The organism is Oceanicola sp. 502str15 (assembly GCF_024105635.1).
Classification (GTDB): domain Bacteria; phylum Pseudomonadota; class Alphaproteobacteria; order Rhodobacterales; family Rhodobacteraceae; genus Vannielia.
Genome location: NZ_WYDQ01000001.1, coordinates 2,114,686 through 2,135,589, shown reverse-complemented (window position 1 = coordinate 2,135,589; position 20,904 = coordinate 2,114,686). Strand labels below are relative to the sequence as shown.

The window sequence follows — 20,904 nt, the reverse complement described above, 5'->3', positions numbered from 1 at the left end:
AGTCCGGGGCGCCTTTTGGGGCCGGGAGTTTCGCTGCTCGTCGCCATTGTCATTACCTGCCCGCGTAGCAACAGATTAGGGCGATAATGTGAAGTTGTTTCCGTTTTCTCAACGGTGAAAAGGAAACGGGCCGCCCGGTGCGGGGCGGCCCGAAGTGCGGCGCGGCAAGTGCGCCATGACGGCGCACCCAACGCGGTTAGACGATGGTGGCCTCGGTGGCGGCGCGCAGCTCGTCTTCTGTGACGCCATCGGCCAGTTCGACGATCTTCAGCCCGCCTTCGACCACGTCGAGCACGCCGAGGTTGGTGATGATGCGGTTGACGACGCCGGTGCCGGTGAGGGGCAGGGTGCAGGATTTCAGCACCTTGGAGTCACCATGCTTGTTGGTGTGGTCCATCACCACGATGACCCGGCCGACACCGGCCACGAGGTCCATCGCGCCGCCCATGCCCTTCACGAGCTTGCCGGGGATCATCCAGTTGGCGAGGTCGCCGTTCTCGGCCACTTCCATCGCGCCGAGGATCGCGGCGGCGATCTTGCCGCCCCGGATCATGCCGAAGCTCGTGGCGCTGTCGAAGTAGGAGGTGCGGCTGAGTTCGGTGATGGTCTGCTTGCCGGCGTTGATCAGGTCAGGGTCTTCATCGCCCTCGAAGGGGAAGGGACCCATGCCGAGCATGCCGTTTTCCGACTGGAGGGTGATGTCCTTGTCGCCCACGTAGTTGGCCACCAGCGTCGGGATGCCGATGCCGAGGTTCACATACCAGCCGTCTTCAAGCTCATCCGCCGCGCGGGCGGCCATTTGATTGCGATCCCAGGGCATTATGCGTCCTCCCTTTTCCGGGTGGTTCGTTGTTCGATGCGTTTTTCATGCTCGCCCTGAATGATCCGGTGCACGTAAATGCCGGGCAGGTGGATGTGATCGGGGTCGATGCTGCCGCGCGGCACGATCTCTTCGACCTCGACGACACAGGTCTTGCCGCACATCGCGGCGGGCGGGTTGAAGTTGCGGGCGGTCTTGCGGAAGACGAGGTTGCCGGTGTCGTCGGCCTTCCAGGCCTTGACGATGGAGAGGTCGGCAAAGATGCCCTCTTCGAGGATGTAATCCTTGCCGTTGAAGGACTTGACCTCCTTGCCCTCGGCAATCTGGGTGCCGACGCCGGTGGCGGTGTAGAAGCCCGGAATGCCGCAGCCGCCGGCCCGCATCCGCTCGGCCAGCGTGCCCTGCGGGTTGAACTCCAGCTCCAGCTCGCCGGAGAGATATTGCCGCATGAATTCAGCGTTTTCACCGACATAGCTCGAAAGCATCTTCTTGATCTGCTTGGTGTCGAGCAGCTTGCCGAGGCCGAAGCCGTCGACGCCGCAGTTGTTCGATGCGATGGTGAGATCCTTGGTGCCCGACTCGACGATGGCGTCGATCAACAGCTCGGGGATGCCGCAGAGGCCGAAGCCTCCCGCCGCAATGAACATTCCGTCGAACAAAAGCCCGTCGAGGGCCTCCGCCGCGGAGTCGTAGACCTTTTTCATGGGAACTCCTCTTCCTGCGCTTGACCTTGTTGTCACGCCGCAGAGGGGAGGAGTCAATGAAATGCTGCGGTGCGGCAGCCTGCGCCGGAGGTTCAGCCCTGCCGTTCGGGCTCGCCCGCGCGCGCCTCTCTGCGGGCACCGCGTTTTTCGAGCCACTGGAAGGCCCAGCCCACTGCAAGCCCGGCCAGACCCCAGACGAAAACCGCGCCGAGCATGTAGCCTGCAATTTGCGGCGGGGTCATCGCGTCACCAGCATTGACGCTGTCGAAATAGGCGCCTGCGCCGCGGATCAGACCGTAGAGCACTCCGCAGATCGGGATGACGACCATGGGATTGATACAGTCGTAGATTTTGCGGAACATCTGGGGCCTCTCCTGTTGACCGAAACAGGGTTAACGCGCGTTTCGGGCAGGAGAGGTGCGAGATTGGGGAAAACCCGTGGCAGGGCCTATTTCTTGGCCGCTGCCTTTTTAGCGGGGGCTTTCTTGGCGGCGGGCTTCTTGGCCGTTGTTTTCTTGGCGGCTGCCTTCTTCGCCGGGCGTTTCTTGCCCTTCTGCGCGGCCTTCTCGGCGATCAGTTCGACGGCGGCCTCCATGGTGAACTGCTCGGGATCCGAGCCCTTGGGCAGGGTGGCGTTGATCTTGTCCCACTTCACGTAGGGGCCGTATTTGCCCTCCATGATCGACACGACGCCCCCGGCTTCGGGGTGCTCGCCCAGCTCGCGCAGTGTCTTGGCCGCGCCGCGCGCACCGCGGGAGGCAACCTTTTCGGCCAGAAGCTGGACGGCGCGGTTCATCCCCACCTCCCAGACCTCGTCGAGCCCTTCGAGGTTGGCATTGGTGCCGCCCCGATCGGAGGTGCTTTCGGCATGCTTGATGTAGGGGCCGTAGCGCCCAATGTTGGCCCAGACGTTCACCCCGTCCTCGGGGTGGGTGCCGATCAGGCGGGGCAGGGCCAGCAGCTTGACGGCGGTGGCCAGGTCAAGCTCCTCGGGCTTCCACTCCTTGGGGATCGACTGGCGCGGGGGCTTCTTGTTGTCTTCGGTCAGCTCGCCACGCTGGGCATAGGGGCCGAACCGGCCCTTCATCACCCAGATCTTGTCACCCGCGTCCTCGCCCAGCAGTTTGCCCTCGGGCGGGATCGCGCTTTTCTCGGCCTCGGGATCGGGCGGGCCGAAGGGGCGGGTGTAGCGGCATTCGGGGTATTCGGAACAGCCGATGAAGGCGCCGCCGGAGCGGGCGGTGCGCATGGAGAGCCGGCCCTTGCCGCAATGGGGGCAGAGGCGCGGATCGCCGCCCTCGGGGAGCGGCGGGAAGAGGTGGGGTTCGAGCACCTCGTTGATCTTTTCGAGCACCTCGGTGATGCGCAGCTCGGAGGTTTCCTCGATCGCGGCCTTGAAGTCGCGCCAGAAGGAGGCGAGCACCGAGGTCCACTGGGCATCGCCAGCCGAGATCTCGTCGAGTTCTTCTTCCAGCTTGGCGGTGAACTCGTAGCCCACGTAGCGGCGGAAGTAGTTGGACAGAAAGGCAATAACCAGCCGGCCCTTGTCTTCGGGGATCAGGCGGTTCTTGTCCTTGCGGACGTATTCGCGGTCTTGAATCGTGGTGACGATGGAGGCGTAGGTGGAGGGGCGGCCGATGCCGAGCTCTTCCATCCGCTTGACCAGCGTGGCCTCGGTGTAGCGGGGCGGGGGCTGGGTGAAATGCTGCTCGGGGGTGACGCTCTTCTTGCCGGCCTTCTCGCCCTCGGCGACCTGCGGCAGGCGGCGGTCGTCATCATCGACCACCTCGTCGTCGCGGCCCTCTTCGTAGACCTTGAGGAAGCCGTCGAACAGCACGACCTGCCCAGTCGCCCGCAGCTCGACCTGCCCATCGGCGGAACCGACGGTGACGGTGGTGCGCTCGAACTTGGCGGAGGCCATCTGGGAGGCGAGGGTGCGCTTCCAGATCAGGTCGTAGAGCTTGCGCTGATCGGCTTCGAGCGAGAGGCTGTCGGCGTCTCTCGTCATGTCCGTGGGGCGGATGCACTCGTGGGCTTCCTGCGCGTTCTTGGCCTTGTTCTTGTAGATGCGGGGCTCGCCGGGGACGTATTCCTTGCCGAAACGATCACCGATGGCGTCGCGCGCGGCGCTCACCGCCTCGGGGGCCATGTCGATGCCGTCGGTCCGCATGTAGGTGATGTGCCCGGCCTCGTAGAGACGCTGGGCGGTGCCCATGCAGGCGCGCGCGCCCATGCCGAACTTGCGCGATGCTTCCTGCTGGAGCGTGGAGGTCATGAAGGGCGGCGAGGGGTTGCGGCTGTTGGGCTTGGCCTCGACCGATTTGACGGTGAGATCGCGCGAGTTGATCGCCTGCACCGCCAGTTCGGCAGCGGTTTCGTTCTCGATGTCGTATTTGTCGAGCTTCTGACCGCCCAGAACGGTGAGCCGGGCTTCGTAGGTCTGGCCGCGGGGCGTGTCGAGCAGGGCCTTGACGCTCCAGTATTCGCGGGCGCGGAAGGCCTCGATCTCCATCTCGCGCTCGACGATGAGGCGCAGGCAGACCGATTGCACACGGCCCGCCGACTTGGCGCCGGGCAGCTTGCGCCAGAGCACCGGCGAGAGGTTGAAGCCGACGAGATAGTCGAGCGCGCGGCGGGCGAGATAGGCCTCGACCAGCTCCATGTCGACCTGGCGCGGGGCGGCCATGGCGGCGAGCACGGCGTCCTTGGTGATGGCGTTGAAGGTGACGCGCGAAACCGGCGTGTCCTTCTTGATCGCCTTGCGGTTGGTCAGCGCCTCCTGAAGGTGCCACGAAATCGCCTCGCCCTCGCGGTCGGGGTCGGTTGCGAGGATGAGGGCGTTGTCGTCCTTCAGGGCGTTGGCGATGGCGGCGACGTGCTTCTTGCTGTCGCTCGCCACCTCCCATTTCATCTCGAAGTCATGGTCGGGGTCGACCGAGCCATCCTTCGGCGGCAGGTCGCGGACGTGCCCGTAGGAGGCAAGAACGGTATAGTCGGACCCCAGATATTTGTTGATTGTCTTGGCCTTGGCGGGAGACTCGACAACGACAACTGGCATGGGGCGCCTTTCGGGGCTGGGGGGTGACTCGGATTGGCGCGCAACATGTGGGGGCTGTCGGTGCGTTGTCAATGGAGCCATTCCGGCCGCGCTCCGCTGCCTCGCGCGGGCGCGCATGATGTGGGCGCGTAGGGGTTGGGGCCGGGAGGGATCACGCAGTTTTTATGACGAGCCCGCCGGGCTGGCGGGTGATCTGCCCGTCGAGTTCGAGCGAGAGCAGGCCTTCGGAGACGCGCCGGGCGGGCAGGGAGAGGTCGCGGGCGAGCTGGTCTTCGGCCACGGGGGCGGGGCCGATGAGGCCGAGGATGCGGGCGTGCAGATCGCGGGTTTCGGCGCGGGGGCGCGGGGCGGGGCGGGGCAGGTCGGCGGGGGCGGGCTGCGGCGGCCGGGCGCGGGGCAAGGCGTGGGGGCCGAGCGCCTCGATCACATCCTCCGCGCTGCGGATCAGGGTGGCCCCGTCGCGGATCAGGAGGTTGCAGCCCGAGGCGCGGGCATCGAAGGGGTGGCCGGGCACGGCCATGACCTCGCGGCCCTGGTCGAGCGCGCCGCGCGCGGTGATCAGGCTGCCCGAGCGCGCCCCGGCCTCCACCACCACCACGGCCCGGGCAAGGCCGGAGATGATGCGGTTGCGCTTGGGAAAATGCCGCGCCTGCGGGTGAAGGCCCGGCGGCTCCTCGGCAAGGATAAGCCCGCCCTCGGCGATCTGCGCCATCAGCGCGGCGTTCTCCTGCGGGTAGGTCACATCGACCCCTCCAGCGACCACGGCGATGGTGCCCGCATCGAGGGTGGCCCTGTGCGCCTCGGTATCGACTCCGCGGGCGAGGCCGGACGCAATGACAAACCCCGCCTCGGAGAGCGCCGCCGCGAGCCGGGCGGCCATGCGGCGACCGAGGGAGGAGGCATTGCGGGCGCCGACCACGGCGAGGGTGGGCCGGTTGGCGAGGGTCAGGTCGCCGCGTGCCCAGAGCAGGGGCGGCGCATCGGCGATGTCGCGCAGGGCGGCGGGATAATGGCGCTCACCGGCCGCGATGAGCCGGGCGCCGGCGCGCTTGCCGGCGGAGAGCTCCCTTGCGGCGAGGTCGCGGGGGAAGGGGGCATAGTTGGAGACGCCGGCCTGGGAGGCGATGGCGGGCAGGGCGGCGAGGGCGGCATCGGCGCCGCCGTGCTCGCGCATCAGCCTGTAGAATGTGGTGGGACCGACCCGGCGGGAGCGCAAGAGACGAAGCCACGCCAGCTTATCTTCTTCCGAGGTGGGTGGTGCGAGGGGGGGTGGGGAAGAAAACAATTCCACGCCAACGTCGCTCCGTCTGCTTGCAGGATCAGTTCTAGGCTTAAGTGGTTAACCGGGCATTAACGCGCCGGAAGAATCTGGGCGGAAATGCGAATTTTCTCGTGTTGCGGGACATGAATTTTTAATTATGTAGCGTTATCAGTGTCTTGCGGCGCGTGCGGCAGCGGGAATTATTTTTTTGCGCCCGTCCCGGCGCAACCAGCCAGAGGCCGATTGCGCCATACCATCGGAGCATTGGGGTTAATGCAAAGGCCTCAGCCGGCAGCACCGCCCACCGTGAGCCCGCCGATGCGCAGAGTCGGGAGGCCGACGCCCACCGGCACCCATTGCCCGGCCTTGCCGCAGGTGCCGATTCCGGGGTCGAGCGACATGTCGTTGCCGATACCGGTGATGTTCTTCAGCGAGGTCGCCCCGTCGCCGATGAGGGTCGCCCCCTTTACCGGGGCGCCGACGCGGCCGTTTTTCACCCGGTAGGCCTCGGTGCAGGAGAACACGAACTTGCCGGAGGTGATATCGACCTGCCCGCCGCCGAAGCCCACGGCGTAGAGCCCGTCTTCGAGCCCGGCGAGAATGCTCTCGGGCGACTCGTTGCCGCCGAGCATGTAGGTGTTGGTCATCCGCGGCATCGGCGGGTGGGCATAGCTCTGGCGGCGGCCGTTGCCGGTAGCGGGCACACCCATCAGGCGGGCGTTCTGACGATCTTGCATGTAGCCGACCAGCACGCCGTCTTCGATGAGGGTGGTCTTCGAGGAGGGCGTGCCCTCGTCATCGACCGAGATCGAGCCGCGCCGGTCGGGGATGGTGCCATCGTCCACCACGGTCACGCCCTTGGCGGCGACCTGCTGGCCCATCAGCCCGGCGAAGGCGGAGCTGCCCTTGCGGTTGAAATCGCCCTCCAGCCCGTGGCCCACGGCCTCGTGCAGCAGGATGCCGGGCCAACCCGGGCCGAGCACGACATCCATGGTGCCTGCGGGCGCGGGCTCGGCGGAGAGGTTGACCAGCGCGATTCGCAGCGCCTCGCGGGCAGCGGGCTGCCACATCTCGGGGGAGATCAGCCCGGTCAGTTCTACCCGGCCCCCGCCGCCATGGCTGCCGCTCTCGCGACGGCCGTTCTCCTCGACGATGAGCGACACGTAGATGCGGGTCATCGGGCGGGTGTCGGACACCTGGGTGCCGTCTGGACGCAGGATCACCACCTCCTGAAGCCCGGCGGAGAGCGAGGCCGAAACCTGCACGACGCGGGGATCTAGGGCGCGGGTGAAGGCATCTATCTCGCCCAGCGTGTCGATCTTCACCGGAAACTCGACGCCTTCGATCGGGTCGGCATCGCCGTAGAGCCGCCGGTTGGTGGCCACCGGGCCGGGCGCGAGCACGCCGCCGCCATCTCCCACGGCGAGGCGGGCGGTCTCGGCGGCGCGCAGAAGGGCCTTTTCGGAAAGCTCGGTGGAGTGGGCATAGCCCGAAGTCTCGCCCTTCACCGCGCGCAGGCCGAATCCCTCGGAGGTGTCGAAGCTGGCGGTCTTCACCCGGCCATCCTCGAACACCAGGCTTTCGGCAGCGCGGCGTTCGAGAAAAAGCTCACCATCTTCTGCGCCATCTGTCGCAAGACGGAGCGCCCGGAGCGCTGCGGCTTCGTCGAGGCTTGTTTCAAAGGGGCGGAAGCTGTTGGCCATGGGGTTTCCTTGCGGTGTTGTCACGGCCCACGCGCCACATTGCCGCGCTGGAACCGCTTGAGCGATCTGGTGTAATATGGTTTGAGACGCGCGAAGGAACAACGGGTGAGCCCAAAGCGGCCACCCCGCAGACGCGCTTCAGACAAGCGAAGGGACGTGCCGATGAAGATTCTCAAGCTCCTTGCTGCCGCAAATACCGCTCTCATGGCGGCATTTTTCGGCTTTGCCGCCTACGCCCAGGACGGGATCGAGGGGCTCGAAACCATCGGCAAGCCGCATCCCAAGGGGATCGACTGGCAGCCCGCCGTGACCGAGCTGGCGCGCGACATCCACTGGCTGGAGGGGATGATCAACGTCATCATCATCGCCATCTCGCTCTTCGTGGTGCTGCTGCTGGCCATCATCATCCTGAAGTTCAACCAGAAATCGAACCCGAAGCCGGCGAACTTCACCCACAACACCCCGCTGGAGATCGGCTGGACGCTGGGGCCCATCGTGATCCTCGTGTTCATCGGCGCCTTCTCGCTGCCGGTGCTGTTCAAGCAGCAGGAGATCCCCGAGCCGGAGCTGACCATCAAGGCGACGGGCTACCAGTGGTACTGGGGCTACGAATATCCCGAAGAGGGCATTGCCTTCGACAGCCTGATGCTGCCGCGCGAAGACCTGGCCGAATACGGCTACGCGGAAGACGAGTACCTGCTGGCCACCGACAATGCGCTGGTGCTTCCGGTCGATACCGTGGTGGTGGTGCGTGTCACCGGCGCCGACGTGATCCACTCCTGGACCGTGCCCGCCTTCGGCGTGAAGCAGGATGCCGTGCCGGGCCGGATTGCCGAGCTGTGGTTCAAGGCCGAGCGCGAAGGCGTCTACTTCGGCCAGTGCTCCGAGCTTTGCGGCAAGGACCATGCCTTCATGCCGATCACCGTGAAGGTGGTGAGCAAGGAGGCCTATGCCGAATGGCTGGAGCGGGCCACCGAGGAATTTGCCGGGGTTTCGCCTTCGGTCAAGGTGGCTTCGGCCGACTGATCCAACTCCGGGCGGCCCCAGGGGCGGCCCGGCCATGTGCTACTGCGCGGGCCGCCTGATGAGCGCCCGCTAGGGAGGCAGACGACTTGAGCGATGTGAATGCATATGAGCAGGCGGAAGAGCCGGGCTTCGGGGACTATGTGGCCCTGCTGAAGCCGCGGGTGATGTCGCTCGTGGTGTTCACGGCGCTGGTTGGCCTGCTGGTGGCGCCGGTGCCGGTGCACCCGTTCATCGCCTTCACCTCGATCCTCTTCATCGCCATCGGGGCAGGGGCCTCGGGCGCGCTGAACATGTGGTGGGACGCCGACATCGACGCGGTGATGAGCCGCACGCAGAAGCGCCCGATCCCCTCCGGCAAGATCCAGCCCGGCGAGGCGCTGGGCCTCGGCGTGGCGCTGTCGGGCCTGTCGGTTATGATGCTCGGCCTTGCCGCCAACATCGCCGCCGCGGCGCTGCTGGCCTTCACCATCTTCTTTTACGCGGTCATCTACACGATGGTGCTCAAGCGCTGGACGCCGCAGAACATCGTGATCGGCGGGGCCGCCGGGGCCTTTCCGCCGATGGTGGGCTGGGTTGCGGCCACGGGCTCGGTGAGCCTCGAGGCGGTGCTGATGTTTGCGCTGATCTTCTTCTGGACGCCGCCGCACTTTTGGGCGCTCTGCCTGTTCATGAAGACCGACTACCAGGACGCCCGCGTGCCCATGCTGCACGTAACCCACGGCCCCGACGCGACCCGTCGGCAGATCTTCATCTATACGCTCGTGCTGGCCGCCTCGGCGCTGGCGCTCGGCTTCACCTCGATCGCCGGGCCGGTCTACATTGCCACGGCACTGGTGCTGAACGCGTTGTTTGCAAAGGGCGCATGGACCATCCTGCGGCGCGGGACCGAGGCCGCACAGGCCGATGGGTTCAAGGCCGAAAAGGGCTTCTTCAAGTTGTCACTGATCTATCTCGCGCTGCACTTCGGGGCGTTGCTGGCCGATGCCGCCTTGCGGGCGCTCGGGCTGATCGGAGGCGCGGCATGATCCGGGCGGAGCATGAAATTCACCAGCGCCGGCTGGGCCGCAACCTCGGGGTTGCCCTGTCGCTGGTCGGGCTCGTGGTGATCGTGCTGGGGCTGACCTTCGTGAAGGTGACCCGTGGTGGCGGTGCGGCGATGGAAGGCTTCGACCACGCGGTGCGCCCTGCCATGACCACGTCGGAAGGGGGCAACTGATGTCTGATCCCGATCGCCAGCAGAACCCGAAGAACGCGCGCGTGGCCCTCTATGCCGCCGGTGTCGTGGTCTTCATGGGCGCGATGGCCTGGGTGGCGGTGCCGTTCTACAACTGGTTCTGCAAGGTCACCGGCTACGGCGGCACCACCTCGGTGGCCGAAGGCAGCAGCGACGTGGTGCTCGACCGCGAGATCACCGTGCGCTTTGATGCCAACACCGACCTCGACATGCCGTGGCAGTTCAAGCCGATGCAGCAGAAGATGGTGCTGAAGATCGGCGAAACGGGCCTGGCCTTCTACGAGGCCTACAACCCGACCGACCGCCCCATTGCCGGGCAGGCCAGCTACAACGTGGCCCCCTTCATCGCGGGCGGCTACTTCGACAAGATCGACTGTTTCTGCTTTACCGAGCAGGTGCTGCAACCCGGCGAGCGGGTGCAGATGCCGGTGAGCTTCTATGTTGACCCGGAGATCGTGAACGACCGCGATGCGAAGTTCACAAACTCCATCACTCTCAGCTATACCTTCTACGAAATCGACCTGCCCGAAGAGCAGGCAGCCCTTTCGCCCGACGCGCCCGACACGGCGCCGAAGGCCAACTGACCCGAATACAGAGACCGTCCGAGGAACCAAAGATGGCCCACGAAAAGAACCACGACTACCACATCCTCAACCCCTCGATCTGGCCCTTTGCGGGGGCCGTCGCGGCCTTCGTCATGCTCTTCGGGGCGGTGCAGTGGATCTCGCCTGCGGTGGAAACCACCCAGCCCTGGATCTTCCTCATCGGCCTCGTCGGTGTGCTCTACGTCATGTTCGCATGGTGGTCGGAGGTGGTGGAAGAGAGCCAGGTGGGCGATCACACCCCGGTGGTGCGGATCGGCCTGCGTTACGGCTTCATCCTGTTCATCATGTCCGAAGTGATGTTCTTCGCGGCCTGGTTCTGGAGCTTCTTCAAGCACGCCATGTATCCGATGGGCCCCGAGAGCCCCGCGGTCGATGGCGTCTGGCCGCCGGCGGGCATCGAGACCTTCGACCCCTGGCACCTGCCGCTGATCAACACGCTGATCCTGCTCTGCTCGGGGATGGCCGCCACCTGGGCGCACCACGCGCTGGTGCATGAGAACAACCGCAAGGCCATGGCCGAGGGGCTGATCCTGGCGGTGGTGCTCGGCGCGATCTTCACCGTGCTCCAGGCCTATGAATACAGCCACGCCGCCTTCGGCTTCGCGGGCAACATCTACGGCGCCAACTTCTTCATGGCGACGGGCTTCCATGGCTTCCACGTGGTGATCGGCACGATCTTCCTGTTCATCTGCTACCTGCGCCTGCGGGCCGGGCACTTTACGCAGGAGAAGCACGTGGGCTTCGAGGCCGCCGCCTGGTACTGGCACTTCGTCGACGTGGTCTGGCTCTTCCTCTTCGCCGCGGTCTACATCTGGGGCGGCTGAGCCAGTGGTGGGTTTCACCCACCCTACGGACTAACGGAACGCGGGCTGGAGACGGCCCGCGTTCGGCTTTGAAGGACACCCCCATGCGCTACCTCTTTCCCGCCATTCTGGGCATCTGCGGCATCGCTGTGCTGGTGAGCCTCGGCACGTGGCAGCTTCGCCGCTTGCAGTGGAAAGAGGGGATGCTGGCGGATATCGACGCGCGCATCGCCGCCGCCCCGGTGGCGGTGCCCGCCACGCCCGACCCGGAGGCCGACCGCTACCTGCCGGTGGAGGCCGAGGGCGAGCTGAGCGGGGAGGGGCTGCGGGTGCTGGCCTCGATCAAGCAGATCGGCGCGGTGCATCGCTTCATCACCACGCTTGAAACCTATGACGGGCGGGTGCTGCTGGTGGATCTGGGCTACCGCGACATGATCTCGGCGGATGCCTCCTTTCCGCAGGGCGCGGTGAAGGTGACGGGCAACCTGCACTGGCCGGACGAGACCGACGGCTTCACCCCGGCGCCCGATGGCGAACTGTGGTTTGCCCGCGACGTGCCTGCGATGGCCGAAGCCCTTGGCGCCGAGCCGCTGCTGATCGTGGCCCGCGAGGTGCGCCCCGGCTCCAGCATCACGCCGTTGCCGGTCAGCTCCGAGGGCATCCCCAACGACCACCTCGGCTATGCGGTCACATGGTTCGGCCTCGCGCTGGTGTGGCTGGGGATGACACTGTTTCTGATGTGGCGTATCAAGCGCCGCACCGCCTGAAGGACTTTCCATGCGCTACATCTCCACGAGGGGCCAGGCCCCGGTTCTGAGCTTTGAAGACGCCATGCTGACGGGCCTCGCCCGCGACGGGGGGCTCTACCTGCCCGAGAGCGTGCCGACCATGAGCGAGGCCGAGATCGCGGCGCTGGCCGGGGTGAGCTACGAGGAGGCGGTGGCGCGGGTTATTGCGCCCTTCATCGGCGATGCGCTGGGCAGCGAGGCCGAGGTGCAGGCGCTGATCGGGCGGGCCTATGCGGGCTTTGGCCACCCGGCGCGGGCGCCGCTCAAGCAACTGGCCGACAACCACTTTCTGCTGGAGCTGTTCCACGGGCCGACGCTGGCCTTCAAGGACTTCGCCATGCAGCTCATCGGCCAGATGTTTCAGACCGTGCTGAAGCGCAATGGGCGCAAGATCACCATTGTCGGCGCGACCTCGGGCGATACCGGCTCGGCTGCGATCGAGGCATTTGCCGGGCTGGACAACGTGGATGTGTTCATTCTCTTCCCTCATGGCCGGGTGTCCGAGGTGCAGCGGCGTCAGATGACCACGCCGGAGGCGGCAAACGTGCATGCGCTGGCCGTCGATGGCGATTTCGACGATTGCCAGGGCATGTTGAAGGAGATGTTTGCCGACTTCAGCTTCCGCGACGAGGTGGGGCTGGCGGGGGTCAACTCGATCAACTTTGCCCGGGTTCTGGCGCAGATCGTCTACTACTTTACCTCCGCCGTGGCGCTCGGCGCGCCGCATCGCAAGGTGAGCTTTTGCGTGCCCACGGGCAACTTTGGCGACATCTTCGCGGGCTTTCTGGCCAAGCAGATGGGCCTGCCGATTGACCGGCTGATCGTGGCCACCAACCAGAACGACATTCTGCACCGCTGCCTTGAAACCGGCGACTATGCCAAGGCGGGTGTGAAGCCCTCGATCTCGCCCTCGATGGACATCGAGGTGAGCTCGAATTTCGAGCGGGCGCTGTGGTTTGCCTATGGCAAGGACGGGGCCGCGGTGGCGGCGCTGATGGACGAGCTGAAGGCGGGCAGGTTCCGGGTGAGCGAGAACGCCATGGGCGCGCTCACGGAGCATTACAGCTCGGGTCGGGTGAGCGAGGACGAGACCCGCGCGGAGATCGACCGCATGTTCAAGGAAACCGGCGAGGTGATCTGCCCGCATACGGCGGTGGGCACGCGGGTGGCCCGCGAGCACCTCGGCGCGACGCCGCTGGTGACACTGGCCACGGCCCATCCGGCCAAGTTTCCGGCCGCCGTGGAGGAGGCCTGCGGCGTACATGCCGCCCTTCCCAAGCGGATGGCAGACCTATATGACAAATCGGAACGGGTGACGCGGGTCGAGAATGACCTGCACGCCATCGAAACTCTCATCAGGGAAAGGCGGTCTGCGTGAGCGTGCAAATCGACAGGCTTGGCAATGGAATGCGCATCGTGACCGAGGCGATGCCGGGGCTGGCGAGTGCGTCGGTGGGCCTGTGGATCAACGCGGGCGGACGGCATGAGCGCGTCGAGCAGAACGGGATTGCCCACTTCCTCGAGCACATGGCCTTCAAGGGCACGGCCCGGCGCAGCGCCCTCCAGATTGCCGAGGAAATCGAGGACGTTGGCGGCTATATCAACGCCTACACGGGGCGCGAGATGACCGCCTATTACGCCCGCGTTCTGGCCGCCGACGTGCCGCTGGCGCTGGACGTGATCGCCGATATCGTGCTGGAACCTGCGTTTGACCTTGCCGAGATCGAGGTGGAGCGCGGGGTGATCCTGCAGGAGATCGGGCAGGCGCTCGACACGCCGGACGATATCATCTTCGACTGGCTTCAGGAGGCCGCCTATCCCGACCAGGCGGTGGGGCGCACCATTCTTGGCCCGCCCGAGCGGATCCAGGCCTTCGGGCGCGGCGACCTTTCCGGCTTTGTGGCCGAGCACTACGGGCCCGAGCACCTTGTGTTGGCGGCGGCGGGCGCTGTGGATCACGACGAGATCCTGCGGCTGGCCGAGCGGGCCTTTGGGCACCTCACCCCGCGGCCCAGCCGCGTGGAGGAGGGCGCGCGCTTTATCGGGGGCGAAACCCGCGAAATCCGCCCGCTGGAGCAGGTGCACTTTGCGATGGGGCTGGAAAGCCCCAACTACCGCGACCCCGACATTTACACCGCGCAGATCTACGCCTCCGCGATGGGCGGCGGCATGTCTTCGCGGCTGTTCCAGGAGCTGCGCGAAAAGCGCGGCCTCTGCTACTCGATCTATGCCCAGGCCGGGGCCTATGGCGACACCGGGCTGATGACGATTTACGCGGGCACCAGCGGCGACGACATTGCCGGGCTCTCGGAAGTGGTCATCGACGAGCTGCGCCGGGCCGGTGACGACCTGAGCACCGCCGAGCTGGAGCGCGCCCGCAACCAGCTGAAGGCCGGGCTGCTGATGGGGCTCGAAGGCCCCTCGAGCCGCGCCGAGCGCAATGCCCGCATGGTCACCATCTGGGACCGTGTCCCCACGCCGGAAGAAACCGTGGAGAAGATCGACGCCGTCACCCTTGCCGACCTGCGCCGCTTTGCCACCGGCCTCGTCTCCGACGCGCCCGCCGCGCTGGCGCTATACGGCCCGGCCGAACGTGCGCCGGGCCTGTCCGGCCTGAAGGAGCGCTTGGCGGCCTGATGCTGCTGGGGCGGCGCAAAACCCGGATCGACACGCCGCGGATGCTGTTGCGCCCGCCTGCCCATGGCGACTACCGGGCCTGGTCGGACCTGCGCCGCGACAGCCGCGACTTTCTGGCGCCGTGGGAGCCGACTTGGGCTGCCGACCATCTTTCGCGCAAAAGCTTTACAAACCGTGTCTACTGGGCGCAGCGGGCGATTGCGGGCGGCTCCGCGGTGCCGCTCTTCCTGTTCGAGCGCAACGAAGAGACCCTGCTGGGCGCGATCACGCTCGACAACATCCGCCGTGGCCCGGCGCAATCGGGCACGCTGGGCTACTGGATCGGCGGGCCGCACAAGCGGCAGGGGTTCATGCGAGAAGCCATTGAAGCGGTTGCACATTACGGCTTTACCACGCTCGATCTCAGCCGCCTCGAAGCCGCCTGCCTGCCGGAAAACACCGCCTCTCGCGGGGCGCTCGAAAAATGCGGCTTCAAATACGAGGGCGTCGCGCAGAGCTACCTTCAGATCAACGGGCGGTGGCGAAATCATGTGCTTTACGCCAATTTGCGCCGCGATCGGCGGGGGCGGACCGAGGCCGGGGCGTAAACTTTTCGTGGGGGCGGTGCGGCGCGGTGATTCTGCGCTAGCCTGAGCGCCAGGAGGCGCCGCCCATGATCAGACCGCTCTTTGCCCTTGCCGGGCTTCTCGCCTGTGTCAGCCCTGCCGCCGCGCAGGACAGGCGGCCCTCGCACTGCATCGCGCTGGCCGAGGCGACGCCGGGGATGGCCTATGTGCAGAAGGCCTCCTGGGGCGATCCGGTGGCGGAAGATTCGGTGCGGATCACCTATGTCGATCACTCGGTCTACGTGATCCAGACCGAGGGCGGCCTGTCGGTGGCGACCGATTACAACGGCTATCTCGGCCCCGAGGATCTGGTGCCCGATGTAGCCACGATGAACCATGCCCACGGCTCGCACTGGACCCCGAACCCCGACCCGCGCATCCCCAATGTGCTGCGCGGCTGGGGCGATGGGGCGGGGCCTGCCGACCACCACCTCGACCTTGGCGAGATGCTGGTGCGCAACGTGCCGACCGACATTCGGCAGGGCTTTGGCGGGGTGGAGGAAGACGGCAATTCGATCTTTGTCTTCGAGGTGGCGGGGCTGTGCATCGGGCACCTCGGGCATCTGCATCACGAGCCGAATGCCGAGCAATATGCGGCCCTTGGGCGGCTCGATATCGTGATGGCGCCGGTGGATGGCGGGATGACGGTGGATATCGGCACCATGCAGCGGATCGTCAGCCGGCTGCGCTCGTCGGTGGTGCTGCCGATGCACTGGTTTTCAGGCTACTCGCTGGAGCGATTCCTGGAGGGGATGGCGGGTGAGTTTGCCATCGAACGGCGGATGGAGAGTTCGTTTACCATGTCGCTCCGCGATCTGCCGTCGCGGCCTACTATCCTCGTGCTGCAACCCCTCGTGCTGACGGGGCGCGATTGATTTTGCCCCGGACCCGTGCTGAATGGGCCCATGTTGAATGATGCGACCCCCGAAATCGTTAACGCCTTTCGCGCGGCCCTGCCTGAGGGCGTGGTGCGGGACGTGGAGCAAAGATACCTCGAAGAACCCAGAGACAGGTTAACGGGCCGGGCCGGGGCGGTCTTGACGCCCGGATCGGTGGAGGAGGTCTCTGCCGTGATGCGGCTGGCCAGCGAACACCGGGTGGGCATCGTGCCCTATGGCGGCGGCACCGGGCTGGTTGGCGGGCAGCTTGCGACGGAGGGGCCGGTGCCGCTGGTGCTGAGCCTCGAGCGGATGAAGGCGGTGCGCGGTGTGTGGCCCGAGGAGGGCGTGATGACCGTGGAGGCGGGGGCAATTCTGCAGGAGGTTCAGGGGGTTGCGGAGTCCCATGGCCGGCTGTTTCCGCTGTCGTTGGGCAGCGAGGGCTCGGCGCGGATCGGCGGGCTTCTGGGCACCAATGCGGGGGGCGTGAACGTGCTGCGCTACGGCAATGCGCGCGAGCTGTGCCTCGGGGTGGAGGCGGTGCTGGCGGACGGGCGGGTGATGCGCGGGCTGAAGCGGCTGCGCAAGGACAACACCGGCTATGACCTGCGCAACCTGCTGATCGGCTCGGAGGGCACGCTGGGGGTGATCACCGCCGCGAGCCTGCGGCTGTTTCCGCGGCCCGAAAACAGGGCCGCCGCGGTGCTGGTGGTGGAGAGCCCGGCGGCGGCGCTGGGGCTGCTGGGCAAGGCGCAAGGCCTCGCGGGGCCTGCCCTTTCCGCCTTCGAGCTGATTGCGGGGCAGGGCCCGAAGTTTCTGGCCGAACATGTGCCGCAGGTGCGCCTGCCCTGGTCGGAGGTGCCCGATTGGTGCGTGCTGATCGAGTTGGGATGCAGCGCCGGGCAGGACGCGGATGCGCTGATGGAGGCCCTGTTTTCAGAGGCTTACGAGGCGGGGCTGGTGCGCGATGGCGTGGTCGCGGCGAGCGAGGGGCAGCGGGCGGAGTTCTGGGCGATGCGGGAGTCTTTGCCGGAGGGGAACCGGCGGGTCGGGTCGGTGATTTCGAACGATATCTCGCTGCCGCTCAGCGCGGTGCCGGAGTTCATCACCCGCGCCGGGGAAGCTATTGGAAAGGCGGGGGATTTCAGGATCAACTGCTTTGGGCACCTTGGCGACGGGAACCTGCATTACAACGTGTTTCCGGCGGCGGGAAAGCGCCGGGAGGACTATCCGGCGGACAGCTACGAGGTGCTGAAAGACGTTATAAATCAGCTGCTTGCAGAGATGGAGGGCTCGTTCAGCGCGGAGCATGGGCTGGGGCGGGCGAAGGTGGACGACCTTGCAAAGTGGGGCGATCCGGTGCGGATCGAGATGATGCGGGCGATCAAGAAGACCCTGGATCCATTGGGTATTTTGAACCCTGGCGCGATTTTCGGACAGAATTTTCCTTGATCGGGCGCACGGCGTTAAGTGCTTTCGAGATCACAGGCACAAGGCGTACACAAGCCGTACACACCCCGTGCAGACATCAAATGACATAGTCGCAAGAGGTTAACCGGCCGGGCGCGGGGGCTTGCCTTGGCGCGGGGCTTGGGGTAGCTGCGCCCTCCTTTCGGCATGGAGTGGCGGCGATGAACAGGCTGGCGATCGACTTTGGCACCTCGAATTCGGCGGCTGCGGTCCATGCGGGCGGCGCGGTGCGGCGGCTGCCGATCGAGGACGGAGCGGAGACGCTTCCGACGGCGGTGTTCTTCCCGGAGGGGGGCGGCGCGATGCGGATCGGCGCGGCGGCGGGCGCGGCGCTGATCGGCGGCGAGGAGGGGCGCTACATGCGGGCGCTGAAGTCGGTTCTGGGCGTGCCCCTGCTGCACGAGAAGCGGCTGATCGAAGGCAAGCGCCGCACCCTTGCCGAAGTGGTGACGGCCTTTCTGGTGCAGGTGCGCGAGCGGTCCGAGAGCTTTACCGGCGCGCGCTTCACCCGGGCGCTGTCGGGGCGTCCGGTGCGGTTTCATGAAGATGTGGAAAAGGATGCGCGGGCCGAGGACGACCTGCGCGGCTGCTACATGGCGGCGGGCTTCGAGGAGGTGGAGTTTCTGCCCGAACCGGAGGCGGCGGCGCGGGCCTGTCAGGGCATGGGCGGCGCGGAGGGGCTGGGGCTGATCGTGGACATCGGTGGCGGCACCAGCGACTTCACGGTGTTCCGCTCGGGCGCGGAGGTGGAGATTCTGGCGAGCTACGGGCTGCGGCTGGGGGGCACCGATTTTGACCGGGTGGTTTCGGTGGCCGAGGTGATGCCGCTTCTGGGGCTTGGCGGTGAGCTGCGCCGGGAATTCGGCCCCGGGCTGCTGCCGGTGCCTGCCGCGCTCTTCGTCGACCTCGCGACATGGCCGAAGATCCCGTTTCTCTACACCGCCGACACCCGCCGCAAGGTGGCGCAGATGCTGAAGCTGGCGGAGGCGCCGGAGGTGCTGGGGCGGCTGGCGAAGGTGCTGGAGGACGAGCTGGGCCACGAGCTGGCCTTCGCGGTGGAGCGCGGGAAGATCGCGGCGAACGATGCCGGGGCGGGCCGGATCGGGATGGGCTTCGTGAGCCCCGGCCTCGCGGCGGAGCTGACGGCGGCGCGGATGGACGGGGTGCTGGACGCGGCGCGCGAGAGCATCGGCGGCGCGGTGCGCGAGGTGCTGGTGCGGGCCGGGGTGGGGCCGGGCGACGTGGCCCGGGTGATTTTGGTCGGCGGGTCGAGCCTGATGGGATTTGTCGGGCGCGAGGCGGCGGCTGTCTGCGGCGGGGCGGAGGTGCTGCGCTCGGAGGCCTTCACGGCGGTGGTGGACGGCCTGGCGCTGGCGGCGGCGGAGTAGGGCCGGCGGGGGGCGCTTTGCCTGGAAGGGTAGCGGCTGGTCGGGGCGGCGGGACAAGTCCCGCCCTACGGGGGGCGGCGGTTTGGGTTGCTTGGTTTGGGGGGTGGTGGGTTTCACCCAGCCTACAGGGCCGTGGCAGGGGGCGGGGCAAGTTCCGCCCTGCGAGGTGTCCGGCGGCGGTGGTGATGTGTTTAGGGTGGCGCGTGGCGGGACAAGTCCCACCCTACGGGGGGCGGCGGTTTGGGTTGCGTGGTTTGGGGGGTGGTGGGTTTCACCCACCCTACAGGGCCGTGGCGGGGCGCGGGACGAGTCCCGCCCTACGAGGTGCCCGGTGGCGGTGGTGACGTGGTTCGGGTGACGGGGGGCGGGACAAGTCCCGCCCTGCGAGGTGTCCGGTGGCGGCGGTGACGTGTTTCGGGGGGCGGGACGGGCCTCGCTCCAGGGGTCATTCGCCGTCGTAGGCGACCAGGGCGTGAACGTCGAAGCCGAGGCCTTCGAGGCGGGCGCGGCCGCCGAGGTCGGGGAGGTCGACGATGAAGGCGCAGCCGGTGATCACCCCGCCGAGGCGTTCGACGAGCTTGATCCCGGCTTCGGCGGTGCCGCCGGTGGCCAGCAGGTCATCGACCAGCAGGATGCGCTCGCCGGGCTGGATCGCGTCGTCATGCACCTCCATCACCGCCTCGCCGTATTCCAGCGTATAGGCCTCTGAGATCACCGTGCCCGGCAGCTTGCCCTTCTTGCGGATCGGCACGAAGCCGAGGCCGAGCTGGTGGGCGATGGCCCCGCCGAGGATGAAGCCGCGGGCCTCGAGCCCGACCACCTTGTCGATCGGCTCGCCCGCGTAGGGGTGGAGCAGTTGGTCGATGCACAGGCGCAGCCCGCGGGGGTCGGCGAAGAGGGTGGTGACATCGCGGAACATGATCCCCTCGTGGGGGAAGTCCGCGATGGTGCGGATGTAATCGGAGACGGATTTCATCGAGTCGGGTCCGGGCTTACTCGGCGGGGGCGTCTGCTTCGGCGTCGCCGGATTCTTCCTTCAGCGAGTTCTGCAGGATCGCCTCTGTCACCTGGAACAGCATGGCGTTGGGGTTCTTCTGGCATTCGGCGAGGGTGATGTCGACGATCTTGCCGGGGCCGACCTCCTGCATCTTGTCCAGGAAGGCCTTGGGGGTGTCGATCGAGGCATGGGACCAGTAGCCGAGGATCCAGCCGGCGACCTGGCCCTGGTCGGTGACGTTCTGGGTGACGAAGGCCGCGCGGGCGCGTTCGCAGGTCCAGCGGCCGGTGCCCATCATGAAGGCCTCCGAGAGGGCGGGGGCGGTGGTGGCCAGGCAGAGGGCGGCGGCGAGGATGGTGCGGTTCATGTCGGGTCTCCCGTTGTCGGTCGTGGGTATTGGTAGCGATGCGGGGGGCGGATGAACAGGGTGGATGCGCGGCAGGGCTACCAGAGTTGGGGTTTGGCGATCATCAGCCAGAAGACGGCGGTGAGGGCGGCGAAGGCGGGCCAGCCGAGGGCGAACCAGAGGCGGTAGGCGCGGAGGGCTTCGGGCGGGAGCGGCTGGCGGGTGGCGGCGGCGGCGCGGGCGAGGGAGCGGATGCGGATTTGCAGGTGCACCACCGGCGCCCAGCAGGCGAAGGCCAGCGCGTAGAGCGCGTAGGTGGCGAGGAGCCATGGCTCGGTGAGGCTGTAGCCGGTGACATGGATCAGCGCGAGGCCGGTGAGCGGCTGGGCGATGCCGGCGGGGGTGGTGAAGATCCAGTCGGCCAGCACCACGTGGTGCGCGGTATGGGCGACGGTTTGCGGGTTGGCGGTGCGCATGGCCATGACCATCTGGAAGGCGGTTCCGATCCCGGTGCCGAAGAGCACCGTGGAGGAGAGGATGTGGAGCCATTTGAGGGTTTCGTAGAGGTCCATGCGGGGGCG

The 20,904-nt window shown here is 66.9% G+C and carries 21 protein-coding genes; 12 read left to right on the top strand and 9 right to left on the bottom strand.

All coding sequences use genetic code 11. The features are described 5' to 3' along the window. Positions 1-196: 196 nt before the first annotated feature. From GTH22_RS10315 to tldD, 6 genes are all read right to left on the bottom strand, one after another. A complete protein-coding gene (locus tag GTH22_RS10315; protein WP_252945105.1) occupies positions 197-820 on the bottom strand; it encodes a 3-oxoacid CoA-transferase subunit B in 624 nt (207 codons plus the stop codon). Then, positions 820-1,524, bottom strand: coding sequence for a CoA transferase subunit A (locus tag GTH22_RS10310; RefSeq protein WP_252945104.1), 705 nt, complete (start codon positions 1,522-1,524; stop codon positions 820-822). The genes GTH22_RS10315 and GTH22_RS10310 overlap by 1 nt, the downstream gene beginning before the upstream one ends. A gap of 92 nt (positions 1,525-1,616) precedes the next feature. Beyond that, entirely contained in the window at positions 1,617-1,886 is a 270-nt protein-coding gene (locus GTH22_RS10305) for a hypothetical protein (protein WP_252945103.1), read from the bottom strand. 86 nt (positions 1,887-1,972) lie between these two features. Beyond that, positions 1,973-4,582 (bottom strand): type I DNA topoisomerase, encoded by a 2,610-nt coding sequence (gene topA, locus GTH22_RS10300; protein ID WP_252945102.1) that lies wholly within the window; start codon positions 4,580-4,582, stop codon positions 1,973-1,975. 151 nt (positions 4,583-4,733) lie between these two features. Continuing rightward, the gene (gene dprA, locus GTH22_RS10295) at positions 4,734-5,816 is read right to left on the bottom strand and encodes a DNA-processing protein DprA (protein WP_371928384.1); all 1,083 of its coding nucleotides are present in this window, start codon (positions 5,814-5,816) and stop codon (positions 4,734-4,736) included. Between the two features lie 311 nt (positions 5,817-6,127). Continuing rightward, entirely contained in the window at positions 6,128-7,546 is a 1,419-nt protein-coding gene (tldD, locus tag GTH22_RS10290; protein ID WP_252945100.1) for a metalloprotease TldD, read from the bottom strand. Positions 7,547-7,708: 162 nt separating this feature from the next. Between tldD and coxB the strand changes: the two genes are divergently transcribed. From coxB to GTH22_RS10230, 12 genes are all read left to right on the top strand, one after another. Continuing rightward, positions 7,709-8,572, top strand: coding sequence for a cytochrome c oxidase subunit II (gene coxB / locus GTH22_RS10285; protein WP_371928339.1), 864 nt, complete (start codon positions 7,709-7,711; stop codon positions 8,570-8,572). A gap of 86 nt (positions 8,573-8,658) precedes the next feature. After that, complete coding sequence (gene cyoE, locus GTH22_RS10280) at positions 8,659-9,597, top strand: heme o synthase (RefSeq protein WP_252945099.1); 939 nt, start codon at positions 8,659-8,661, stop codon at positions 9,595-9,597. After that, positions 9,594-9,788 carry a hypothetical protein gene (locus GTH22_RS10275; RefSeq protein WP_252945098.1) on the top strand — a complete coding sequence of 65 codons (195 nt, stop codon included), beginning with the start codon at positions 9,594-9,596 and terminating at the stop codon, positions 9,786-9,788. Before cyoE ends, GTH22_RS10275 begins: the two co-directional genes overlap by 4 nt. After that, positions 9,788-10,390 (top strand): cytochrome c oxidase assembly protein, encoded by a 603-nt coding sequence (locus GTH22_RS10270; protein ID WP_252945097.1) that lies wholly within the window; start codon positions 9,788-9,790, stop codon positions 10,388-10,390. The genes GTH22_RS10275 and GTH22_RS10270 overlap by 1 nt, the downstream gene beginning before the upstream one ends. Before the next feature lie 32 nt (positions 10,391-10,422). Then, on the top strand, positions 10,423-11,235 hold the full coding sequence (locus GTH22_RS10265; RefSeq protein WP_252945096.1) for a cytochrome c oxidase subunit 3: 813 nt from the start codon (positions 10,423-10,425) through the stop codon (positions 11,233-11,235). Positions 11,236-11,318: 83 nt separating this feature from the next. After that, a complete protein-coding gene (locus GTH22_RS10260; RefSeq protein ID WP_252945095.1) occupies positions 11,319-11,981 on the top strand; it encodes an SURF1 family protein in 663 nt (220 codons plus the stop codon). 10 nt (positions 11,982-11,991) lie between these two features. After that, entirely contained in the window at positions 11,992-13,380 is a 1,389-nt protein-coding gene (thrC, locus tag GTH22_RS10255; protein WP_252945094.1) for a threonine synthase, read from the top strand. Between the two features lie 29 nt (positions 13,381-13,409). Then, on the top strand, positions 13,410-14,639 hold the full coding sequence (locus tag GTH22_RS10250) for a pitrilysin family protein (protein ID WP_256471715.1): 1,230 nt from the start codon (positions 13,410-13,412) through the stop codon (positions 14,637-14,639). Next, positions 14,639-15,226 (top strand): GNAT family N-acetyltransferase, encoded by a 588-nt coding sequence (locus GTH22_RS10245; protein ID WP_252945092.1) that lies wholly within the window; start codon positions 14,639-14,641, stop codon positions 15,224-15,226. The genes GTH22_RS10250 and GTH22_RS10245 overlap by 1 nt, the downstream gene beginning before the upstream one ends. Positions 15,227-15,291: 65 nt before the next feature. Continuing rightward, positions 15,292-16,119: an MBL fold metallo-hydrolase gene (locus GTH22_RS10240; protein WP_252945091.1), complete on the top strand. Its 828-nt coding sequence runs from the start codon at positions 15,292-15,294 to the stop codon at positions 16,117-16,119. 30 nt (positions 16,120-16,149) lie between these two features. Then, positions 16,150-17,574, top strand: a complete 1,425-nt coding sequence (locus GTH22_RS10235) for an FAD-binding oxidoreductase (RefSeq protein ID WP_252945090.1) — start codon at positions 16,150-16,152, stop codon at positions 17,572-17,574. A 179-nt stretch (positions 17,575-17,753) separates the two neighbouring features. Beyond that, a complete protein-coding gene (locus tag GTH22_RS10230; RefSeq protein ID WP_252945089.1) occupies positions 17,754-18,980 on the top strand; it encodes an Hsp70 family protein in 1,227 nt (408 codons plus the stop codon). 445 nt (positions 18,981-19,425) lie between these two features. On the opposite strand, the gene GTH22_RS10225 is transcribed toward GTH22_RS10230, so the two are convergent. The 3 genes from GTH22_RS10225 to GTH22_RS10215 form a co-directional block, all read right to left on the bottom strand. Further along, positions 19,426-19,956, bottom strand: a complete 531-nt coding sequence (locus tag GTH22_RS10225) for an adenine phosphoribosyltransferase (protein ID WP_252945088.1) — start codon at positions 19,954-19,956, stop codon at positions 19,426-19,428. A gap of 16 nt (positions 19,957-19,972) precedes the next feature. Next, a complete protein-coding gene (locus GTH22_RS10220) occupies positions 19,973-20,344 on the bottom strand; it encodes an HdeA/HdeB family chaperone (RefSeq protein ID WP_252945087.1) in 372 nt (123 codons plus the stop codon). 77 nt (positions 20,345-20,421) lie between these two features. Further along, on the bottom strand, positions 20,422-20,895 hold the full coding sequence (locus GTH22_RS10215) for a DUF2269 domain-containing protein (protein ID WP_252945086.1): 474 nt from the start codon (positions 20,893-20,895) through the stop codon (positions 20,422-20,424). Positions 20,896-20,904: the final 9 nt, after the last annotated feature.

Bases quoted from the DNA above. Each gene is read 5' to 3' on its own strand.
- GTH22_RS10270 (WP_252945097.1), top strand. From the start codon at position 9,788: ATGTCTGATCCCGATCGCCAGCAGAACCCGAAGAACGCGCGCGTGGCC.
- GTH22_RS10265 (WP_252945096.1), top strand. From the start codon at position 10,423: ATGGCCCACGAAAAGAACCACGACTACCACATCCTCAACCCCTCGATC.
- topA (WP_252945102.1), bottom strand. From the start codon at position 4,582: ATGCCAGTTGTCGTTGTCGAGTCTCCCGCCAAGGCCAAGACAATCAAC.
- GTH22_RS10250 (WP_256471715.1), top strand. From the start codon at position 13,410: ATGCGCATCGTGACCGAGGCGATGCCGGGGCTGGCGAGTGCGTCGGTG.
- GTH22_RS10310 (WP_252945104.1), bottom strand. From the start codon at position 1,524: ATGAAAAAGGTCTACGACTCCGCGGCGGAGGCCCTCGACGGGCTTTTG.
- GTH22_RS10235 (WP_252945090.1), top strand. From the start codon at position 16,150: ATGTTGAATGATGCGACCCCCGAAATCGTTAACGCCTTTCGCGCGGCC.
- GTH22_RS10260 (WP_252945095.1), top strand. From the start codon at position 11,319: ATGCGCTACCTCTTTCCCGCCATTCTGGGCATCTGCGGCATCGCTGTG.
- GTH22_RS10240 (WP_252945091.1), top strand. From the start codon at position 15,292: ATGATCAGACCGCTCTTTGCCCTTGCCGGGCTTCTCGCCTGTGTCAGC.
- GTH22_RS10215 (WP_252945086.1), bottom strand. From the start codon at position 20,895: ATGGACCTCTACGAAACCCTCAAATGGCTCCACATCCTCTCCTCCACG.
- GTH22_RS10275 (WP_252945098.1), top strand. From the start codon at position 9,594: ATGATCCGGGCGGAGCATGAAATTCACCAGCGCCGGCTGGGCCGCAAC.
- GTH22_RS10245 (WP_252945092.1), top strand. From the start codon at position 14,639: ATGCTGCTGGGGCGGCGCAAAACCCGGATCGACACGCCGCGGATGCTG.
- thrC (WP_252945094.1), top strand. From the start codon at position 11,992: ATGCGCTACATCTCCACGAGGGGCCAGGCCCCGGTTCTGAGCTTTGAA.
- GTH22_RS10220 (WP_252945087.1), bottom strand. From the start codon at position 20,344: ATGAACCGCACCATCCTCGCCGCCGCCCTCTGCCTGGCCACCACCGCC.
- GTH22_RS10305 (WP_252945103.1), bottom strand. From the start codon at position 1,886: ATGTTCCGCAAAATCTACGACTGTATCAATCCCATGGTCGTCATCCCG.
- GTH22_RS10315 (WP_252945105.1), bottom strand. From the start codon at position 820: ATGCCCTGGGATCGCAATCAAATGGCCGCCCGCGCGGCGGATGAGCTT.
- tldD (WP_252945100.1), bottom strand. From the start codon at position 7,546: ATGGCCAACAGCTTCCGCCCCTTTGAAACAAGCCTCGACGAAGCCGCA.
- GTH22_RS10230 (WP_252945089.1), top strand. From the start codon at position 17,754: ATGAACAGGCTGGCGATCGACTTTGGCACCTCGAATTCGGCGGCTGCG.
- coxB (WP_371928339.1), top strand. From the start codon at position 7,709: ATGAAGATTCTCAAGCTCCTTGCTGCCGCAAATACCGCTCTCATGGCG.
- GTH22_RS10225 (WP_252945088.1), bottom strand. From the start codon at position 19,956: ATGAAATCCGTCTCCGATTACATCCGCACCATCGCGGACTTCCCCCAC.